This is a genomic window from Streptomyces sp. ITFR-21, from assembly GCF_031844685.1.
GTDB lineage: Bacteria > Actinomycetota > Actinomycetes > Streptomycetales > Streptomycetaceae > Actinacidiphila.
In genome coordinates this window covers 5,036,275-5,055,176 of sequence record NZ_CP134605.1, presented here as the reverse complement: position 1 = coordinate 5,055,176, position 18,902 = coordinate 5,036,275, and the positions used below count along the sequence as shown (strand labels likewise).

At 68.7% G+C, this 18,902-nt stretch carries 17 protein-coding genes and 2 pseudogenes; 4 read left to right on the top strand and 15 right to left on the bottom strand.

The annotated features are described in order from the left end of the window. Positions 1–68: 68 nt before the first annotated feature. From RLT57_RS33715 to RLT57_RS22690, 6 genes are all read right to left on the bottom strand, one after another. A complete protein-coding gene (locus RLT57_RS33715) occupies positions 69–443 on the bottom strand; it encodes a transposase (protein ID WP_432759752.1) in 375 nt (124 codons plus the stop codon). A 103-nt stretch (positions 444–546) separates the two neighbouring features. Further along, the gene (locus tag RLT57_RS33710) at positions 547–753 is read right to left on the bottom strand and encodes a transposase domain-containing protein (protein WP_432759751.1); all 207 of its coding nucleotides are present in this window, start codon (positions 751–753) and stop codon (positions 547–549) included. 319 nt (positions 754–1,072) lie between these two features. Then, positions 1,073–2,032 (bottom strand): helix-turn-helix domain-containing protein, encoded by a 960-nt coding sequence (locus RLT57_RS22705; protein ID WP_311299124.1) that lies wholly within the window; start codon positions 2,030–2,032, stop codon positions 1,073–1,075. Between the two features lie 322 nt (positions 2,033–2,354). Beyond that, positions 2,355–2,681, bottom strand: coding sequence for a hypothetical protein (locus RLT57_RS22700; RefSeq protein WP_311299123.1), 327 nt, complete (start codon positions 2,679–2,681; stop codon positions 2,355–2,357). Beyond that, positions 2,678–2,968, bottom strand: coding sequence for a hypothetical protein (locus RLT57_RS22695; RefSeq protein WP_311299122.1), 291 nt, complete (start codon positions 2,966–2,968; stop codon positions 2,678–2,680). Before RLT57_RS22695 ends, RLT57_RS22700 begins: the two co-directional genes overlap by 4 nt. Further along, a complete protein-coding gene (locus tag RLT57_RS22690) occupies positions 2,958–3,500 on the bottom strand; it encodes a bifunctional DNA primase/polymerase (RefSeq protein ID WP_311300811.1) in 543 nt (180 codons plus the stop codon). Before RLT57_RS22690 ends, RLT57_RS22695 begins: the two co-directional genes overlap by 11 nt. A 348-nt stretch (positions 3,501–3,848) precedes the next feature. Between RLT57_RS22690 and RLT57_RS22685 the strand changes: the two genes are divergently transcribed. Beyond that, complete coding sequence (locus tag RLT57_RS22685) at positions 3,849–5,093, top strand: hypothetical protein (protein ID WP_311299121.1); 1,245 nt, start codon at positions 3,849–3,851, stop codon at positions 5,091–5,093. A gap of 18 nt (positions 5,094–5,111) precedes the next feature. Here the strand turns inward: RLT57_RS22685 and RLT57_RS22680 are convergent, their stop codons facing one another. Further along, entirely contained in the window at positions 5,112–6,047 is a 936-nt protein-coding gene (locus tag RLT57_RS22680; RefSeq protein ID WP_311299120.1) for a phosphotransferase family protein, read from the bottom strand. Between the two features lie 471 nt (positions 6,048–6,518). Between RLT57_RS22680 and RLT57_RS22675 the strand changes: the two genes are divergently transcribed. Next, positions 6,519–7,736: an IS4 family transposase gene (locus RLT57_RS22675; RefSeq protein WP_399127734.1), complete on the top strand. Its 1,218-nt coding sequence runs from the start codon at positions 6,519–6,521 to the stop codon at positions 7,734–7,736. 434 nt (positions 7,737–8,170) lie between these two features. Here the strand turns inward: RLT57_RS22675 and RLT57_RS22670 are convergent, their stop codons facing one another. Further along, positions 8,171–9,547: an IS1380 family transposase gene (locus tag RLT57_RS22670; RefSeq protein WP_311297409.1), complete on the bottom strand. Its 1,377-nt coding sequence runs from the start codon at positions 9,545–9,547 to the stop codon at positions 8,171–8,173. Between the two features lie 175 nt (positions 9,548–9,722). Between RLT57_RS22670 and RLT57_RS22665 the strand changes: the two are divergent. Continuing rightward, a pseudogene (locus RLT57_RS22665) lies at positions 9,723–10,540 on the top strand (IS5 family transposase). A gap of 182 nt (positions 10,541–10,722) precedes the next feature. On the opposite strand, the gene RLT57_RS22660 reads toward RLT57_RS22665, so the two are convergent. Further along, complete coding sequence (locus tag RLT57_RS22660) at positions 10,723–11,970, bottom strand: IS701 family transposase (RefSeq protein WP_399129868.1); 1,248 nt, start codon at positions 11,968–11,970, stop codon at positions 10,723–10,725. A 131-nt stretch (positions 11,971–12,101) separates the two neighbouring features. Here RLT57_RS22660 and RLT57_RS22655 point away from each other — a divergent pair. After that, positions 12,102–12,482, top strand: a pseudogene (locus RLT57_RS22655) (DDE-type integrase/transposase/recombinase); the annotation flags it as partial. A gap of 477 nt (positions 12,483–12,959) precedes the next feature. Here the strand turns inward: RLT57_RS22655 and RLT57_RS22650 are convergent. The 6 genes from RLT57_RS22650 to RLT57_RS22625 form a co-directional block, all read right to left on the bottom strand. Beyond that, on the bottom strand, positions 12,960–13,649 hold the full coding sequence (locus RLT57_RS22650) for an MOSC domain-containing protein (RefSeq protein ID WP_311299119.1): 690 nt from the start codon (positions 13,647–13,649) through the stop codon (positions 12,960–12,962). 72 nt (positions 13,650–13,721) lie between these two features. Continuing rightward, complete coding sequence (gntA, locus tag RLT57_RS22645; protein ID WP_311299118.1) at positions 13,722–14,426, bottom strand: guanitoxin biosynthesis heme-dependent pre-guanitoxin N-hydroxylase GntA; 705 nt, start codon at positions 14,424–14,426, stop codon at positions 13,722–13,724. 91 nt (positions 14,427–14,517) lie between these two features. Then, the gene (locus RLT57_RS22640) at positions 14,518–16,347 is read right to left on the bottom strand and encodes a non-ribosomal peptide synthetase (RefSeq protein WP_311299117.1); all 1,830 of its coding nucleotides are present in this window, start codon (positions 16,345–16,347) and stop codon (positions 14,518–14,520) included. Beyond that, positions 16,344–17,600 carry an MFS transporter gene (locus RLT57_RS22635; protein WP_311299116.1) on the bottom strand — a complete coding sequence of 419 codons (1,257 nt, stop codon included), beginning with the start codon at positions 17,598–17,600 and terminating at the stop codon, positions 16,344–16,346. The genes RLT57_RS22640 and RLT57_RS22635 overlap by 4 nt, the downstream gene beginning before the upstream one ends. Beyond that, complete coding sequence (locus tag RLT57_RS22630) at positions 17,597–18,472, bottom strand: alpha/beta fold hydrolase (RefSeq protein WP_311299115.1); 876 nt, start codon at positions 18,470–18,472, stop codon at positions 17,597–17,599. The genes RLT57_RS22635 and RLT57_RS22630 overlap by 4 nt, the downstream gene beginning before the upstream one ends. Beyond that, positions 18,469–18,888 (bottom strand): RidA family protein, encoded by a 420-nt coding sequence (locus RLT57_RS22625; protein WP_311299114.1) that lies wholly within the window; start codon positions 18,886–18,888, stop codon positions 18,469–18,471. Before RLT57_RS22625 ends, RLT57_RS22630 begins: the two co-directional genes overlap by 4 nt. Positions 18,889–18,902 lie beyond the last annotated feature (14 nt).

Genomic DNA, 18,902 nt, shown 5'->3' with positions numbered 1-18,902 from the left:
TGCGGCGGGTGGGTAACCGGCGTGCGGCTATCTCGCGGAGGCCGTCGGCGAGGGCCGCTGCCAGGCGGTCAGGGGGAAAAGGCCGCCTGCGCGGTGACCTGGCGGCGGGCGAGGCGGATACTGCGGATGAAGGAGAGCTGGTCGGTGTCCAAGCCGGTTTGTTGGGCGGCGTCGTGCATCAGGGTGCGGATGGCGTGGTGGACCAGCAGATGGCCCCAGACCTCCTGCTCGACGCCGCCGGGTGAGCGGGAGCGCAGGACTTCGGCCGGGCCGCGCTGGTGGGTCTTGAGTTCGTCGAGCGCGGTCTCGATCTCCCACCGCTGGTTGTAGAGCGCGGCCAGTTCGAGGGCGGGTGCGGCCTCGTGGTCGAGGACCGTGGTGATCAGCCGGTAGGGGATCTCCTGCTCAGGCCGGCCGGGATCGTTGAGCGTGTACTCGATCACCCGCACCGTTTCGGGGTCGGTGCGTTTGCGGCCCCAGCTTGGCCCGGGCCCGTGAGATCGCCGCCGTCGTGGGCACCTGCCAGGAACCGGACCAGCGTTGGGTTCATGCAAGCCCATGGGTCAGCAACCGTGCGACCTCTTCGTAGCCCTGGCCGGAGAACAAGCACATGGCGAGCACGAAATAGACCACCACCCGCGGCGGCAGCAGCCGATTGCGCTGCCCCTCCCGACCGCACTCGGCTACCGCCCGGTCCACCAGTTCCGGCGGAAACGACCGCGTCAGCAGCCCAACCGCGATGCGATCCGACAACCTCTCATCCGTCTCCGGCTTGATCTGACCCGGCCGTGGCATCCAAGGCACCTCCCGGCCGGACACCCTACCAGCCAAAACCTTAAGTCACTGGTATTGGACCTAGACGGGATCTTGGAGTTCGTCCCTGACTGGGTGCCGGTCCGTTGACTCGCGCGGTCGTGCCCGCTGCGTGCCCGTCTGGCGGGTGCGTAGCGGGGGGTAGTCAAGTAGCCCCAAGTTCAGATCTCCCCTCGCCGGGCCCATACGACCATGCGCAGAGACGCCCCCGCACTCGCCTGTGTGGCGAGTACGAGGGCGGCGTGTTGCCCAAGGCCGGTCAGAGGTTCGCAGGTGTGCATTTGGTGAGGTGGACGATGAGTTGGGAGGCGAGAAACCACTTCTCCAGATCGGGGCGGTGACGGTAGGGGAGGTTTTCGTCGGCGGGGTACGGGATGGCTTTCGCGTCATGGTTGGGGACGTAGAAACCACCGGAGACGCCCCAGACGCGGGGGTTGGCGCTGCGGACGCAGACGGGGTCGGTCAGGTGCGGGCACAACTCGACCGCCAACCGGGCGCAGGGCGGGCAGATCGGGGGCTTGGACGTGAAGCCCTGGTCCGCCGAGTCCCCCATCGCGCGGGTGAGATGGGTGTACTGCGACAGGAACAGCCAGCCCTGCTCGTTGCGTTCGGCCGGCTTCCCGCACACCTGGCACAACCGGTGCAGCAGCGCCTCCCGCTGGCGCACCGAGTGCATCGCCTCGAAGACCGGCCGCCCCGACCCCGGCCTGGTCGGGATCCGCGCCCACAGCACCCCGTGCTCGTCCCGGTCTTCGGGCCGCTCGTCGCTGTACGCGAGCCCGGCGCCGAAAGGCCGGGCGATCAGCCGGCTGATGTCAGGCTCCTCACCGGTCCAGGCAGCGGCATACGGAACCGGCAGTCTCCCCCAGGTCAGTTGCGCCGGCTGCGTTGTCGTAGACATCAGATCGGAACTCTCCCTCAAGTGGTGGTTCGGTCGCGTGGTGTTGTCATCGGATGCGTAGTGCCGTTTCCGCTCCAGGACGGCGACCGGGCAGTTGAGCGCGGAAGCGATCTTGCGGAGATTCGCCGGCGTGGCGGAGCGCCAGCCACTCTCGATCTCGCCCATAAGCTGTTCGGAGATGCCGACAGCGGCGGCTAACGCCCGTTTGGTAAACCCGACCCTCTCGCGTGCCCACGTGACGGCTTCTGGCTCCTGGTGAAGCGTGCTCGGGCGGAAGCGGGGCGGACGCTGTCGGGGCGGCGGTTGTTCAGTGGTCACAGCTGCGGGATTCCTTCCTGTGGATGGGCGATATGGTCACAGCAGTCGCCCAAGCAGGCGGGGGTGGCGCCGGGAATGGTTATCTGCCCGTACACGCTCACGCAGCTCTCTGAGAGCGGGATTCTTGCCTGACTGAGGGTCAGGTGCACCAGAGGAACACGCAATCGCGGCCTGCTTGCGCTTTCCTCGATACGTTGCCTGCGCATCCACCCACCTTGGGGCCTGGCCGCTCCCGGGCAGGGCTGCGGCGCTGGGGCGCCGGTCCCGCCCGGGAGCGGCCGGACCCCCTGAATGGTGTTGAATTAATCAACTCGCTTCGCGGCTATCCGGCAGCCGGATTCTCCCTGGCCGGATCGCTCTGGTCTTCGGATGCCCACTGGACCAGCATCTCCATGACCAATCCGGCACCCAGCAAGCCGACCAACCGAAGGGCTACCTCCGGCCGTACCGCTCCGAGGTTCACCACGCCCTGCCCAATGACATTGACGTCAGCCCTCAGGCCGGCGAATTCGTCCGCCAGACCGGCGGTGCGCAGTTGTTCGGCCAGAGCGTCGGCCCCGCGCTTGCCTTCAGACCATCCGCGCACGTAGGAGACGCCCGGTGCCAGGACCTCCGCACGCTTGGCGCAGACTCCGCTCGGGTCGGTCATGTCGGCTCCTGTCCTCGGGGTGAATGTGCGCCCTGGATCACCGCGAGGCCGAGGCGCAGAAGGTCCGCGAGCCGGTGCGCCGTCGCCGGCGAAATGCGGCCGAGTTCAATGAATCCGTGGCCAAAGACGTTCAGGTCGGCCCGCAGGAACGGGAATTCGCGTTGCAGACCCGCCGAGGCCAATACGTCCCGTAGCGCAGTGGTCGCGTCGCGGGCCGCGTACCATTCGGCGCTGTTCAGCGAGAGCCAGTCGGGCGGCCGATCAGGACGTTCCGCCTCACCCGGCATTGCAGTCCGCTTCACCGAAATGCGCCGCGCGCTCGATAAGTGCGGCGGAAGCCGCGAGCATGACCGCGAGAGCCGATGCGACAAGCGGCGACGAACCGATTTCTCCGACCGGAGGAAGCAGCCACTCATAACGGTCGCCCGTCATCGTCAGGGGACCAGGCACCACCACAACCGCGTCCGTCTCCAGATAGCGGTACGCCGGAGGGGTGTCCGTCTGACGAGCCAGCGCGCGCAGGAACAGATCCCGGGAGCCGGGCGCGAGCATGAACCCCACCTTGCGGGCCGCCCAGTCCGCGAGCACCGGGCCCGCCGGCAGCTCGCGGCGCCGGAGCTGATCGAACGTCTCCAGCGCGAGTTCCTGGTCAACGGCCAGCAGCTCGAAACACGGCCCGATCGGGAGGGGGTATGGGGACCGCGGGTCGTACTTCCACGTGTCGCGGCATGCCTCTTCATCCTCGGCGGCATGTGTCAGCCACTGGACGCCCGATCTCAAAACCCGTTGCATGTCCGCCCTTTCCTTCTGTTCGGGCAGCGGATCTACTCGTCCGCCGCTGTTCCAGCCTGCGGCGGCACGCTTGATCTGGGCAGATGACGACCGGTGACGGGGGATGACGAGTCACCCGCCCGCCCGTCATCCCCCGTCGTCGCTCGCGGACTCCCCTGGTCCCCTGTTTGGGCTTGATCGGACACGCCGAACACGTACCGTGGTGATTCAGCTACGGCAGTGCGGGAAAGGGGCACGATGGCGGGCGCTCCCGAGGGGATCGGCTTACGGATCAAGTCGGCCCGGCAGCAGCGAGGTTGGGGTCAGACCAGGCTAGTCAGCGAACTGCGGCGCCATGCCCCCGCCGGCGGTCAGGCTCTCCCGACAGATGCCAGCGTGAAACGGCGAATCGCCAGTTGGGAGAACGGGCACAGCGTGCCCGATGACTTCTACGGCGGTCTGCTGTCCGGCGCGCTGGATCTTGGCCTGGCGGAGTTGGGCCTGCCGCCACGCACCGGGCAAGATGCCTCGCTTTTGGAGGTGCGTTATCCGCCCACCCCAGAGGCCGCGATCGGAGCGGTTGACCAACTCTGGCGGGCTGACCTTCACGACTATGAGCCGTTGATCGGTTCTGAGCCCTCCGAACCGGCCTGGAGTGACGCCTCATTACGGTGGCTGGTCGCTCCGGAACCCGCCGCGATCTCCGAGAACACTCGAACCGAGACCCGGGTCAGCCTTACCGACGTGGCGATGGTCAAGTCCACCAGCGAGATGTTCGCACGACTGGACGATCAGTTCGGCGGCGAGCATGCACGGCACTCCCTGATTCAGTACCTCAGCCGTGACGTGGCCCCGCTTCTTCGCGGCCGGTACACGGACAACGTGGGGTGCGCCCTGTTCTCGACCGTCGCTGAAGTCACCCTCTTGGCAGCATGGATGTCGTACGACGCGTGCCAACACGGTCTTGCCCAGCGGTATTACCTCCAGGCCCTCCGCTTCGCCCAGGACGGAGGAGACCGCCGGCTCGCGGGCAGCATCCTGTCCGCGATGAGCCACCAGGCAACATTCCTGGGCCACTTCACGCAGGCCGCGACTCTTGCGAGGGCAGCACGGATGGGCATCTCCGGCGTGGCGACCCCGACGCTCATGGCCCAGTTCTACGCGATGGAGGCCCGCGCGCTGGCCCGTACCGGAGACCGGCGGGCGTGCGAGCAGGCCCTCGCCGAGTCTGCCCGCTTCCTCGACCGGCGCAAGGAGGGCGACGAGCCCGAGTGGATCATCTACTTTGACGAGGCCGAACTCGCCGCCGAGTCCGCGCACTGCTTCCGGGACATCAACCGCGCCCGCCAGGCCGTCGAGCACGCCCGCAACGCCATGAGTGGCAGCCACGTTCGCTCCGACTTCTTCGCAACGATGGTTCTCGCGGACGCTCATCTGCGAGCCGGCGACTTGGACGAGGCGTGCCGGATCGCGCTCGACGCTCTCGACTTGGGCGAGCAGTTGCGGTCGGCACGGTGTGTCAGCTACCTCAGCGAGTTCCGCACCGCGCTCACACCGCACGCGAAGTCAACGGTCGTACGGGAGTTGCAGGAGCAGGCAGCCGAACACCGGCTGTGGACCGCAGCCAGCGTGCCGAGCTGAACGCGTAGGAGCGCGTAGTTAGAAGGGTCGCCAATGACGCCGGTCGCCGCCTGAGCGGATCGATTCGACGCGGCGGGCGAACTCCTCCGCAGCCTTCGCTTCCGCGGCTGCTTTGCCGCCCATCCATAGCGTCATCATCAGCTCACGGAGGTCCGCCAGGACCGGAAAGCCGGGCCAGTTCATCAGGTCGAAGCCGTAATGGTGGACAAACGACTCGTACTGCTCGCGGGAGTGCCAGCCGTAGCGGTCGTAGTAGATGGCGCTGAGGATCAGGTCCCATTCACGCGGCGCGAGAGCGAAGCCGTCCAGGTCGATCAACACCGCCTCGCCTGTGCGGTTGCGGAGGATATTGCCGATGTTCGCATCCCCGTGGATCAGGCCGAACGGCAGCACGAAGTCGAGCCGGTCGTAGTCCTTCTCCAACTGGTCCGCGCGCTCGGTAAGAAACGCCGCATCTTCCTCGCTCGCCGCGCTGAGACCGCTGAGCGACCGCCGCACCTTCGCGAACGGATCGAAGTACGGCAGCCCCAACGACTCCGGCTCCTCCAACCAGTGCAGCCGCTTGAGCAGATCGGCCAGTTCGGTGACGGTCGCGAACTCCTCGGTGTCCTGGACGCTCTCCCAGAACGTCACCACCCGCCCGCCGACGACCACCGGCTGCACCACGCCAGGCAGCACGCGATTCGCCGGGTACCGCTCCTCCCCCAGCCACCGGGCCACCCGCACCGCGCGTTCCATCTCCGGCAACGTCCCCGGGTCCGCCGCGATCCGCACGATCACCCGCCGGTCAGCCAAGTCGTAGACCGCGTTAGAACCGAGCCTCAACAACCGGGCCCCCGCCGAGTCCAGACCGGCCGCCGCGCACGCCTCGCGCAATACGGCACCAGCCGTCTCCGGGGTGAACTCCCCGACCGCGCCGCCTGATCCGTCATCACCCGAGACGCCAGTCACCATGCCATCGACGATACGGCCCGCTCCCCCGCCCCGGCAGGCCGTCTACGTCGTAGGGACGTAATGATCTTCCCAACCTGGGTCGCCGGCTGGGCCGCCCGCGCAGGTCAGCGCCCCGGAAAGAGCAACGGCCTCCCTGGCCTCCGGAGCCGTGTGCGCAGGTTCGAATCCTGCCGGGGGCACCTCCGACCAACCGCAGGTCAGGTGCCTAAAAGACCCTCTGATCAGGCAAAACGTCTGATCGGAGGGTTTTTGCTAGGGCAGCAGGTCTAGGCCACCAGAAGCAGCCAGAAGCACCCCGAGGCCGGACCGTGTGACGTATTCGTGACGGGAAATCGCACCGCACTTCACCGGCGGACACCGAACGCAGCGCGGCCCCGGACAGGTGTCCGGGGCCGCGTCGGGTCGTGCCGAGGAGGCTAGCCTCAATACCAGTGACTTAAGGTTTTGGCTGGTAGGGTGTCCGGCCGGGAGGTGCCTTGGATGCCACGGCCGGGTCAGATCAAGCCGGAGACGGATGAGAGGTTGTCGGATCGCATCGCGGTTGGGCTGCTGACGCGGTCGTTTCCGCCGGAACTGGTGGACCGGGCGGTAGCCGAGTGCGGTCGGGAGGGGCAGCGCAATCGGCTGCTGCCGCCGCGGGTGGTGGTCTATTTCGTGCTCGCCATGTGCTTGTTCTCCGGCCAGGGCTACGAAGAGGTCGCACGGTTGCTGACCCATGGGCTTGCATGGGCCCAACGCTGGTCCGGTTCCTGGCAGGTGCCCACGACGGCGGCGATCTCACGGGCCCGGGCCAAGCTGGGGCCGGAACCGCTCAAGGTCCTGTTCGGCCAGGTGGCGAAGCCGTTGGCGACCGAGTCGACGCAGGGAGCCTGGTACGGCCGCTGGCGGCTGGTGGCGATCGACGGCACCGTCTTCGACGTGCCCGACAGCCAGGAGAACGCCGCGTACTTCGGGCGTCCGAAGACCCACCGCACCGCGCGGTGTGCGTTCCCGCAGGTGCGGGTGGTGGCGCTGGCCGAATGCGGCACCCACGCGATCACCGCCGCAGCCCTGGGCCCGCTGACCACATCCGAGCCTGTGCTGGCCCGTGAGTTGTTCGGCCGCCTCGGCGCAGATGATCTGCTGCTGGCCGACCGCGGCTTCACCGGCCTTGAGCTGTGGCGGGCGGCTGCGGCCGGTGGTGCGGACCTGCTGTGGCGGATCCGCTCCCATCAGGTACTGCCGGCCCGCGAAGAGCTTCCCGACGGCTCGTATCTGTCGGACATCGTCACAGCCAGGGACCACCGCAAACGCACCGACCCCGAAACGGTGCGGGTGATCGAGTACACGCTCAACGATCCCGGCCGGCCTGAGCAGGAGATCCCCTACCGGCTGATCACCACGGTCCTCGACCACGAGGCCGCACCCGCCCTCGAACTGGCCGCGCTCTACAACCAGCGGTGGGAGATCGAGACCGCGCTCGACGAACTCAAGACCCACCAGCGCGGCCCGGCCGAAGTCCTGCGCTCCCGCTCACCCGGCGGCGTCGAGCAGGAGGTCTGGGGCCATCTGCTGGTCCACCACGCCATCCGCACCCTGATGCACGACGCCGCCCAACAAACCGGCTTGGACACCGACCAGCTCTCCTTCATCCGCAGTATCCGCCTCGCCCGCCGCCAGGTCACCGCGCAGGCGGCCTTTTCCCCCTGACCGCCTGGCAGCGGCCCTCGCCGACGGCCTCCGCGAGATAGCCGCACGCCGGTTACCCACCCGCCGCAGACGCTGCAACCCACGCGTCGTCAAACGCAAGATGTCCAACTTCGGCGTCAAACGAGACGCACACCGGCACGGCACCGGGCCTGCCAACAACCCCGCCGAAGCCCTCGCCCTCGCCCCGCACTGGCGCACCGCCCCGATCAACCCACCGACCAAGGTCCAACGAAACCAAGACCCGATCCCTTAAGTCACTGGTATTGGGCCTAGCCTTGATCTTTCTTGATGGTCCATCGGTTCTCTCGGTGGGCCGTTTCGGCTGTTCGGGCTGGTGGCAGCCAGGCTGATGGCCCGGCTGTCGCGTCGGGTGGGCGCCGGGTTCCACGGCGCCGGTCGGGGTGATCCTGGTCGCGGGGACGGGAACGTGCTGCTCAGCCGGGGTTCGGGAGGGCTTCGAGCCGTGCCAGGGCGTCGGTTATCACGTCGGTCCAGGGCCAGTGGCGGGCGAACCGCAGATAGCGTCGGCGGGCGGTCGTGACGAGCTGGGCGGCGGCGGAGAAGAGGCGGAACCGGAGACGGCGGGGTTCCCACCTGCGGGTTTCGCCGGTCAGAGCGAGCATCGGCATCCACGCGAGGAGGTCGAGGGCGAGCTGGACGATCTCCAGCCATATCTGGTTCTGGGCGGTGCCGTGCAGGGGCAGGTTGCGCAGGCCGGTGGCCCGCGCGGCCCGGATGCGGTCCTCGGCCCGTGCCCGCTGGCGGTGTCGCAGCTCCAGTGCCGCGATCGGCATAGCGGTGGTGTTGGTGGCGAAGCAGGTCAGCCGCAGTCCGTCGGCGTCGGTGATTCTCAACTGGGCACCGGGATGGGGCCGTTCCTTACGGATGATCAGCCGCGTTCCCTTCGGCCAGCTCTTGAGGCAGTCGCCGGACAGTTCTGCGACCCAGGCGCCGTCGCGGATCTCGCCGCCGGGCTCGATCGCTGCCGTCCAGGCCGTGGCGGGAACCTTGAGGACGGCCTGGTGGATCTGCTCGGTGATGGTCATGCCGACCGAGTACGACAGCCACCGGCCGCGCTGGGCGAGCCAGGCGACGAACTCGTGGGTACCGCCTGCGGAGTCGGTACGGATCAGCGTCCGGCGTCCACGGCGGTAATTGTTCGGCAGCTGCGCCAAGGCGAGCTGGGCGGTGGTGATGTGGTCGGCGGCGGTGTTGCTGCCCGCGTTGCCCGGCCTGAGCAGGCCGGCCACCGGCTCCCCGGACCCGCCGGCGCCGTGGTCGACGAAGGCCATCAGGGGGTGGTGTCCGAAGGTCTTCTTCCAGGTCGCCGTGGCGTCCTGCTTCTCGGAGTGGGCCAGCACGAGTACCCCGTCCAGGTCCACGATCACCTGCCCCGCGGCATCCGGCGCTGCAGTGCCGGCCAGCTTCCACACGCGCTCGCGCACGCCGGCCCGAGCGGCCCTGATCGCGGACAGGGCCTTCGGCCCGGCTGCGGCGAGGGTGTCGATGAGGCGGGAGACCGTGGGGTCGGAGGCCACCGGCCCGAACACGCCGGGCTCGGCCCGCAGCATCCCGACATCCGCGAGGCAGTCCCCGCCCAACGCGACCGCGAGGGCCACGTCCAGGAAAATTTTGCCCGGGTCGTGCACCGCCCGCGGCCGTCGCCACGAGGCAAGCGCCGCCGATATCGCGGTGTCCAGCCCGGTCTTGCGGATCGTCTCGACCAGCAGCACGGCCCCGGCCTGGGACACCATCCCACGGCCACCGCCCTCGATACGGACGCGTGGATAGGACCCGATACGCTTCTTCACCTGAGAAGTGCCTCCGGCAGTGGCAGGAACAAGGACCTCGACAATCCTCATTCTTGCTGGTCAGAGGCACTTTTCGCTTACCTGCCCACCCGTCGGACAGCCCACTTCATGAAAGCGCGAGGCTAAGACGATGTCTTACGTGGCTGTGTCGTGAGCTGCGGCATCATTGTTCTTCGTGGGTGCTGATCTGTCGCAGCGGCTGGTTCCTGACGGGTTATGGGGTCTGGTCGCGCCGTTGCTGCCGTCGTTCACGCCGCGTCGCCAGGGTGGCGGCACGTCGCCGCTGGACGAGCGGGCGGTGTTCACCGCCGTGGTGTATGTGCTGACCAGCGGGTGTGCGTGGCGGCATCTGCCGCCGACGTTCGGCGTCTCGCCGGCCACCGCGCACCGCCGGTTCACCGCCTGGACGAAGGCCGGTTTGTGACGGCGGCTGCACCGGGCGGTACTGGACGAGCTCGGCGCGCGTGGCGAGCTGGACTGGACATCGGTGATCGTCGATGCCGCCTCGGTACGGGCGAAAAGGGGGGTTCGCTGACCGGACCGAACCCGGTCGACCACGGCAAATCCGGCAGCAAGCTGCACGTGATGTCCGAGGCCCAGGGCATACCCCTGGTGGTCGGCGTCTCCGGGGCGAACACGCACGACAGCCTGGCCCTCAAGCCACTAGTGAAGGCAATACCGGCCATACGGTCCCGTCGCGGACCGCGCCGTCGGCGCTCCGGCAAGCTCCGCGCCGACAAGGCGTACTACTCCGCCGACGCCCTGTTCTGGCTGCGCGAACGCGGCATCACCGCCCGCATCGCCCGCCCCGGCATCGAGTCCTCCGAACGACTTGGACGCCACCGGTGGAAGATCGAGAGAACCATCTCCTGGCTGTTCGGCTACCGCCGCCTCACCGTCCGGTACGAACGCAAAGGCAGCCATTTCCTTGCCTTCCTCAGCCTCGCCGCCGCCCTGACCTGCTACAAGAAACTCGCCAAACTCACCACGTGAGACAGCGTCTAATACTCCAGCAGCACTTCGCTATTCCTGCTGGTCAGGTGCCTGATTGTGAGTGTAGTGGGGTGGCCTTTCGCCGGGTGCGGGATCGATGGATCCCTGTAGTGTTTGGGTTCGGCTCCGGTAATGGCAGTGGCGGGCGACGGCTTGGTGGTGGCGTCGCCATCTCGACCATCTCAGCGCGTGAACAGCCCTCTGGTGTTGGGGTGTTGGGTGGGGATGGCAAGTTGCCAGCAATTTCCGGACTTCTGCCACGGTGAAGGGCGCGAGGGTGCAGTGATCGTTTCTTCGGTCCCCCTTTCGATGGCCGCTGCGGCCATCGCGGCGAGGAAGGCGTGGGCGAGCATCGCCAGGGTGATGTGGCGGTACCAGCCCGGATACCGACGGACTTCGTACTCGTCCAGGCCGCACTCGTTCTTCGCGGCCTGGAAGCACTCCTCGATCGCCCAGCGCGATCCGGCGATCCGCACCAGCTCGGCGACCGTGACGGCGGTCGGCGCGTAGGCCAGGTAGTAGGCGATCTCCTGGGGCCGCTTGATGCTGCGGCGAGCCAGCACCCAGCGGCGATGCGTGGGCAGATCGCCGTCGAAGAAGTCGATGACCGGAAGTCTTGCCGAGGCCCAGTCGTAGACGCGAGGGCCCTTGGCGCCGTCGCCGGCTGACACGCGCTGCCAGGCATCCTCGGGGGCTTCGGTGATGAGCTGGTCGATGCGCCAGATCCCAGCCAGCGACTTGACCTGCTGTGATTTCGGAACGGCGAGGACATAGCCGACGCCGGCTTCCTCCAGGAAGCGCCGGAATCCCCATTCCTGACCGTAGGCGGAATCGGCGGTCACCCAGCCGATAGGGAGGTCTGAGGCGAGCGCCCGCAGCACCAGACGGCGGGCGAGTTCACCCTTCGTCGCGAACGCCCGGTCTTCGGGGATCTTGGCAGCGCGGCAGCGGTCCGCATCGGCCGTCCAGGACTTGGGCAAGTACAGCTCCCGGTCCACCAGCGCACGGCCTCTGGAGGAGGCATAGGCGGCGAATACCCCGATCTGACAGTTCTCGGTCCGCCCGGCCGTGCCGGAGTACTGCCGTTGCACCCCGGCCGAGGTGACGCCCTTCTTCAGGAACCCAGTGTCGTCGATGATCAGCACACCGTCTGGCCGGCCGAGCTTCTCAGCGACGTATTCCTGCAGGTCATCGCGGATCTCCTCGGGATCCCACCGGGCCCCGGCCAGGAGCCGCTGCAAGCCGTCGGGGGTATTGTGGCCGGCGAACTCGGCGAGCTGCCACCCGTTCTTACGGCCGACCGGTCCCAGCAGGCCGCGAACATAGTCCCGCATCCGCCGCCGTGGCTCCACGCGCGAGAACCTGCCGCCCACACGCAGAAACAGATCCTCAAGTTCCGCTGCCCACAGGCCCGTTCCAAGATCCTCGATCACGCTCAGACCCTGCCCACCCCGGGCTGCCGATCAGCACAAACCCCTCCTTCGGATGAGACTCCCACCGATCCCGCACCCGGCGAAACGCCACCCCACTACACTCACAATCAGGCACCTGACCAGCAGGAATAGCGAAGTGCTGCTGGAGTACTAAGGAAGTCATCAACTACGCGATGGACGACCACTACCAAACTCCTCTCATATCTCAGGCCATCCGCAACGCGGCGCGGAATAGGAAACTCGCTGGCGGTGCGATATTCCACTCCGATCGCGGATCGAACTACATGTCCGCCGAGTTCGCGGCGACGCTGAAACGGTTGGGACTCCGCCGGTCATCCGGAGGTACCGGCGTCTACTGGGATAACGCGATGGTGGAATCATTCTTCGACGCTCTGAAGAATGAGCGGGTTTCCCGCGTGACTTACCTGACCCGAGAGGCCGCCCGACAGGACATCACCCGATACATCGAACTCCGGTACAATTACAAACGCCTCCACTCGGCTGTCGGATACCGCCCACCGCGAGAAGTTCACGCCAAATACATGGAGTTGCGTATAGCCGCGCGAATAAACTGTCAGATCACTGTCCGAAAAATGCGAGGCCCCTCACACGGTGATGATCCGCACAGCCCCCTCACGGAACTCCGCGTCGAACTTCCGTCTCTTCTCCGCCATGACTCCCAGCTTCCCCTCCAGCCATGGTCTCTACGCTACGAGGGGAGGGACAGACCAACGAGTCTCTTCGAAGTGGCCACCGATCGGGTGATGGCCGTGAGCCGCAACGGGCGAGGCCCCCCGGGTGACAGAAGGCGACGTGGCCGTTGGCGCTGTCCATTACCGGCCTGGCGCGAGGAACTTCAGGTGGATGACAGTCGGGCCAGTTGCGACTCGCGGAATTGCCAAGGTCATCTCAGGTCGAACTCAGTACGGTGCCCGGTGCCGCGGCTGTCACCCCGCGCGGGCGACAGCCGCGGGTGCGCCCCGCCGTCACAGGCGGTCCTGGCTGCCGCGGGCGGTGATCAAGTCCTGGTAGCGCTCGGCGATCTCGCGCTGTTCGCGTTCCATCCACGGCGCCGCAACGAGCATGTCGGGCAGAGTCTCCCGTTGCGTGGTCACCGCGCGGAAAAGGCGGGAGACGGTCACCTCGTGGACCGGGAGCCGGACGACAGTGATCGGGTCGCCCGCGCGGATGTCGCCCGGCACGATGACGCGCAGCATCGCGCCGCAGGACGCTGCCCGGGTGAACCGGCGTACCCACCCCTTCTCGCCGAGCCATTCGGCGAAGGTGCGGCAGGGGATCCGGCCGCCGGTCACCTCGAGCACCGCCTCTTGGCCGATCTGCCAGCGTTCACCGACCAGGGCGTTGTCCAGGTCGATACCGGCGGTGGTCAGATTCTCGCCGAACGACCCGTTGGCCAGCGGGCGTTCCAGGTCGCGCTGCCAGGTGTCCAGGTCCTCCCGGGCGAAGGCGTACACGGCACGGTCGTCACCTCCATGGAAGCGCCGGTCACACACCGCGTCACCGGCCACGCCGCTGCCCGCCAGGCCGGGTGGCCCTGGAGGGGCCACCCGGACCGGTCCGTCCACCGGATGCTTGTCGATGCCCGTCGTACCGCCGGGAGCGTCCGTGTAGGGCACCGCCCGTGCCTGTCCGGCATTCACGCTGAGGACCTTCATGCACGCGAGCCTACGGTCGCTGACGCCCGGTCAGTACGCGGCTGCCGACGCGAAGCAGCCCCTGGGCGCTGGTCACGCGTCATGCTGCTCGGTGCCCGGTGCTGCGGACCCCGCGGCGGAGGCGCCGGGGGCGAAGGGGCAGCGCCACTCCGCGTCCGTCTTCATCCCGGAATACTGCCGCGCCTCGGACGACTCGCCGAAGTCGGCGAGGTTGGGGTTGATCGACTCCTGCAGTTGCAGTTCGCGTGCGCGGATACGGCGCTGGAGCCCGCCGTAGACGCCGTTCCCCACCAGCCGGCGGAACTGGTGGTGCGAGTTGAACGCCATCGCGGGAAAGGAGAAGCGTCGGGTGATCCTCGATGCGTTCTCGTGCAGGCCTACGATGAAGAACGGGTGGCCCGCCACGCTGAAGCCGAACGCCGGCGAGGCCGGGTCCGAGTCCGCGCCCTCCGCCCATGTGTACCCGCGGTCCGCGTCATAGGCGTGCAGGTCGGCCAGCTGCTGCCACAGTAACTCGTGGAAGTCGGGCTCAGAAAGCCGCTGCGGCCCGTCGAAGACCGCGACGAGCGACGCGAAGTTCTGGCCGGGGTCGAGGTCGCGGGCGACGAACGCGGCAAGTGCGCTGTGCAGCGCGGCCGTCGTCTCCTCGGTGCCCATGACTCCGACACGGACATGGCGCAGGCTTTCGCGGCGCAGTGCCGCCTTGGCCCCCAGGCAGGAAAATTCCTCGCTCTCGATCCACGTCGCCAACTGGTCCCCGACGGATATGGCTGTCATGACACCTCTCCCCTCTCCGAAACCAACAGTTGCACCTTCCGGCTGTGCGGCCGTCCCGCGCCCCGGGCGGCCGCCACGGCCGAGGCGGCCGTCAGCACCGCTTCATACGGGCGGCCACCGCCCGCGCGTTGCCAACCGCCACCAGGTCCGACGGGCGCAGGCGCCAGCCACGCTCCCGCATCGCCCCGCTCACCCGCAGGGCGGCCAGTGAGTCGCCCCCGCGGGCCAGGAAGTCGTCGTCGGGGCCGAAGTCCGGCGCACGAAGCAGGGTTCGGACCGTGTCGAGGAGCACGGTGAGTTCTGCGGCCTGGTCCGCCGCGTCATCGGCCGCGGGCGCGGCGGCCTCGGACCCGAAACCCCCCGCGCCCCCCGCCCCGGCGACCATGGCGCCGACGGCACGGCGGTCGATCTTGCCCGACGTGGTGAGCGGGAGCGCACCGAAGACGTGGATCCGGCCCGGGACCATGTGACGGGGCAGGCGCCCGCGCAGGTCCTCGCGGATCCGGTCACCCGTCGGGCCGTCCGCGGTCACGCAGACCGCGGCCGCCAGAGTGCGCCCACCGGTCCCTGTGCCGTCGTCGAGTGCCACAGCCGCGGCGGCCGTGACGCCCCGCGTGTCGATCAAGTGCCGCTCCACCTCGTCCAGTTCGATCCGGTAGCCGCGTACTTTGACCTGATTGTCGAGACGGCCGAGGTATTCCAGCGCGCCGTCCGGGTGGCGCAGCACGAGGTCGCCGGTGCGGTACATCCGCGCTCCGGCCTGCGGGCTGAACGGGTCGCTGCGGAAGGACTCCGCTGTGCGCACCGGGTCGCCGAGGTAGCCGTCGGCGAGCAGGCTGCCGCCGATCCACAGCTCTCCGGGGCTGCCGGGCGCCACCGGGCGCAGGTCGGCGTCGAGGACGTGGAGCCGCCGCTCGCCCACCGGACCGCCGATGGGCAGGCCGGTCGTCGCCGGGACGGGCTCGTCGGCGCGCAGGACGAGTGCGGTGCAGGTCACCACCGTCTCGGTGGGCCCGTATCCGTTGACCAGTGTGCAGTGGCCCAGCGGACCGTCGCGGTGCACATGGACGTCCCGCGTGCCGGCTCCCTCTCCTCCGACGACGACGGTGTGGACGCCGGTGAAGTCGACGTCCACACCCTGCGCGCCCTGGATCTGCGCGCACACCAGGCGCCAGTAGGCGGTGGGGAGTTGCAGCACCGACACGCCCAGTTCACGCACCCGCTGCGCGAGGTCCGCGGGGCTCAGCGCCCGGTCACCTGAGTCCAGGAAGGCCACCGTTCCCCCTGCGGCGAGCGTCGGCCAGATCTCCTCCTGGGCGACGTCGAAACCGAGTCCGGCGAACTGCAGCACCGTGTCCGTGTGCCGTAGTCCCAGCAGCTGGGATATGCCGGCAACGTGGCCGCCCAGCGCTTCGTGTCCGACGAGTACGCCCTTGGGGCTGCCGGACGACCCCGAGGTATAGATGGCGTAGGCCGCCCGGTCTCCCGGGCGTCCCGCCTGCGGTCGTGCGGAGCCGCCGACGCCCGCGAGGGTGCGCAGGCCTTCACCGTCGACGGCAGCGCGGGCGCCGGACCTGCTCAGCATCTGGTCGCGGTAGTCGTCGGGAACCGTGACGTCCATCGGCAGGAAGGCCGCGCCGACGAGCCAGCTCGCCAGCATGGCGACGACGGCGTCGGGGCCCGAGGGCAGCCGGATGCCCACGATGTCGCCGACGCCGACGCCCAGCGCCGACAGGTCGGCGCCTGTCTTCTGCGCGCGCTCCCACAACGTGGCATAGGAGACAGCGTGGTCTGCTGTCCGCAGGGCGACGCGCTCGCGGACCGCGGCGTCGGTGTCTTCCGCGATTGCTCTGATCCGGTCGGCCACCGGGGTTCTGGCGGTGGCTGTGGCTGACGAACGGGTGGGGTAAAGGGAGGTCATCGGGCACTCGGCTCAGTGGGGAGGAACGGACGGTTTGCCGCCGGGCTGTCGGCGGGTTCCGGCAGGGGCAGCTCGATGCGGTGGCGTGCGGCCAGCGCGACGAAAAACCCGGCACCCCCGCAGACGGCCGCGCAGGCGTAGGCGACATGCGCGCCACGGGAGTCGGCGAGGTGGCCGCTGGCCGAGGAGCCGATCGCCACCCCGAGCCAGAGGGCCGTGGACTGCCAGGCCAGCGCTTCGGTGCGACGGGAGGCCGGCACACCGTCGCCGACCAGCATCATGGCGGCGATCATGGCGGGACAGGAGCTCGCCCCGGCCACCAGCAGCACGAGCCCCGCCCCGACGAAGCTGTGGACCAGGAGCATGGGCAGGATCCCGACCGCCATGATCAGGGTCGAGGCCCAGAGGATCCGGGGCACGGGCGTCGACCACTCCCGTGCGCCGTAGACGACTCCCGCCACGGAGCTGCCGACCGCGTAGATCCCCAGCAGGACCCCCGCCATGAAGCGATGGTGCTCCGCGCTGGAGAAGGCCACGGTGGCGATGTCAATGGAGCCCCACATGCCGCCCAGGCACAGGTTCACCCCGGCGATGACGGCGACCGGCAGGAGGAACAGGGCGCTGCCCTGCGCCCGGGTGCCTGGCTTGAGCTGCGGCTCGGTCCGCACGCTGAAGGACAGCAGGACGCTGCCGCCGCACACCAGGATCAGCGCGCTGATGATGCCGGCGGCCGCGCTCACCCCGACGGCCAGGGAGGTGGCGATGACCGGGCCGACGATGAAGATGGCCTCGTCCACCAGCGACTCGAGCGCGAAGGCCGTTCCCTTCAGCGACGAGCCGTCCAGCAGTCCGCTCCACCGTGCCCGCACCATCGACCCGATCGCGGGGGTCGCCCCTCCCACGACGGCCGCGGTGGCGAACAGCACCCACAGCGGCGTCGCGGTGCTCATCACACCCGCGACGAACCCGCTGCCGCCGACAGCGCACAGCACCGCGCAGGACAGCAGGACCCTGCGCTGTCCCAACTGGTCGGACAGCCGTGCCAACTGGGGCGCGGCCACGGCGTATCCCACTGCGGTGACCGCCGACAGCGCACCGGCGGTGCCGTAGTCGTGGCGCTTCGCGGAGACGAAGAGCAGGATGCTGATGCCGGTCATGCCGAGCGGGAACCGGGCGAGCATGCCGGGGACGAAGAACCCCCACGCCCCCGGGGTGGCCAGCACCTTGCCGTAGCGTGCGACCCCGTCGGTCATCGCTTCAGCTCGGCGACAAAGCCTGCGAGGAGCCTCGTGAGGGCCTCGGGCTCCTCGAAGTGGACGGCGTGGCCCGTGTCGAGCTCGTGCGTGCGCACGTCGGGGTGGCCGGAGAGGAACCCGCGTACACGGTCGTTGTCGACCAGCTTGTCCCGGGTGCCGAACACCGCCAGCACCGGCAGCGGGCCGATCTGGGCGTAATCCTTCTCGGAGCGGACGGCGATCTCCTCCCAGGAGTCGATCGTGCCGACGGTCACGTGGGAGAGCTTGAGCCGGTCGTCCTCGATGGCCGCGAGCCACTGCGGGCGGTCGGTAAAGTCGGACGGGCGCAGCGGCATCCTGACGAAGGGGCGGGTCGCCTCGACGGTGATGTCGAGTTCCTCCACGACGTCCAGGGCGGCGTCGATCGAGCGGTCGAGCACGTCGGAGTAGCGCTCGTTGAAGAAGAAGCCGGGGCAGACCATCAGCAGGCTCGTGAGCACCGGCCGGCCGGCGAGCCCGGCGGCGACGACTGTCGCCACCTGTGCGCCGAAGCACCAGCCGGCCAGGTGGATCCGGGTCCCGGGGCGGGCCTCCTTGATGCTGCCCAGCAGCCGGGCGACATCCGCGACGGCCAGCTCGCCGTCGGGGATGTGCCCGCGCACCGCGTTGAGCCCGGACCCACGCAGGTCCACGGCGAGTAAAGCGAGGTCGTCGCCGAGGCCGGCAAGCCGAGTGCCGAGCGGCGCCTGCCAGCCCGAGTGGCTCATGCCGCCGTGCAGCATGACGACGAGGTCCGCGGCGGTCTCCGCGCCCCACAGCCGGTAGTGCGTGATATAGCCGTCGGTCTGCTCGAACGTGCGCACGCCGTCCTGGGTGGTCTGGTCGATCATTGCTGCTCACTCCTTCGTGTCGCCGGGCTGTCCTCGGTGCATGCCAGCGCCTCGATCTCGACGCGCAGGTCTGGTGTGGCCAGTGCGGCCACCGTCATGACGGTCATGCAGGGCTGCAGGTCCCCCAGCCACTCCCCCAGCCGCTGCCGGCGCTGCTGCAGGTCGATGTCGCCGACGTAGTAGAACACCAGCTTGACCAGGTCCTCGCGGTTCATCCCGGCCGCATCGAGGTTGCCCGTGATGTTGTCCAGCGCAACGCCGAGCTGCTCGATCGGGTCCTCGGGGATCTCCCCCGCGAGGGTCATGCCGATCTGGCCGGACAAGACGAGCCACCTGACCGGGCCGGTGATCTCCGCCTGGTGCGAGTAGGCGGCCAGGGGCGGCGCGACCTGCTGGGGGTTTCTGAAGGTTGTCACGGGGGTTCGCTGCT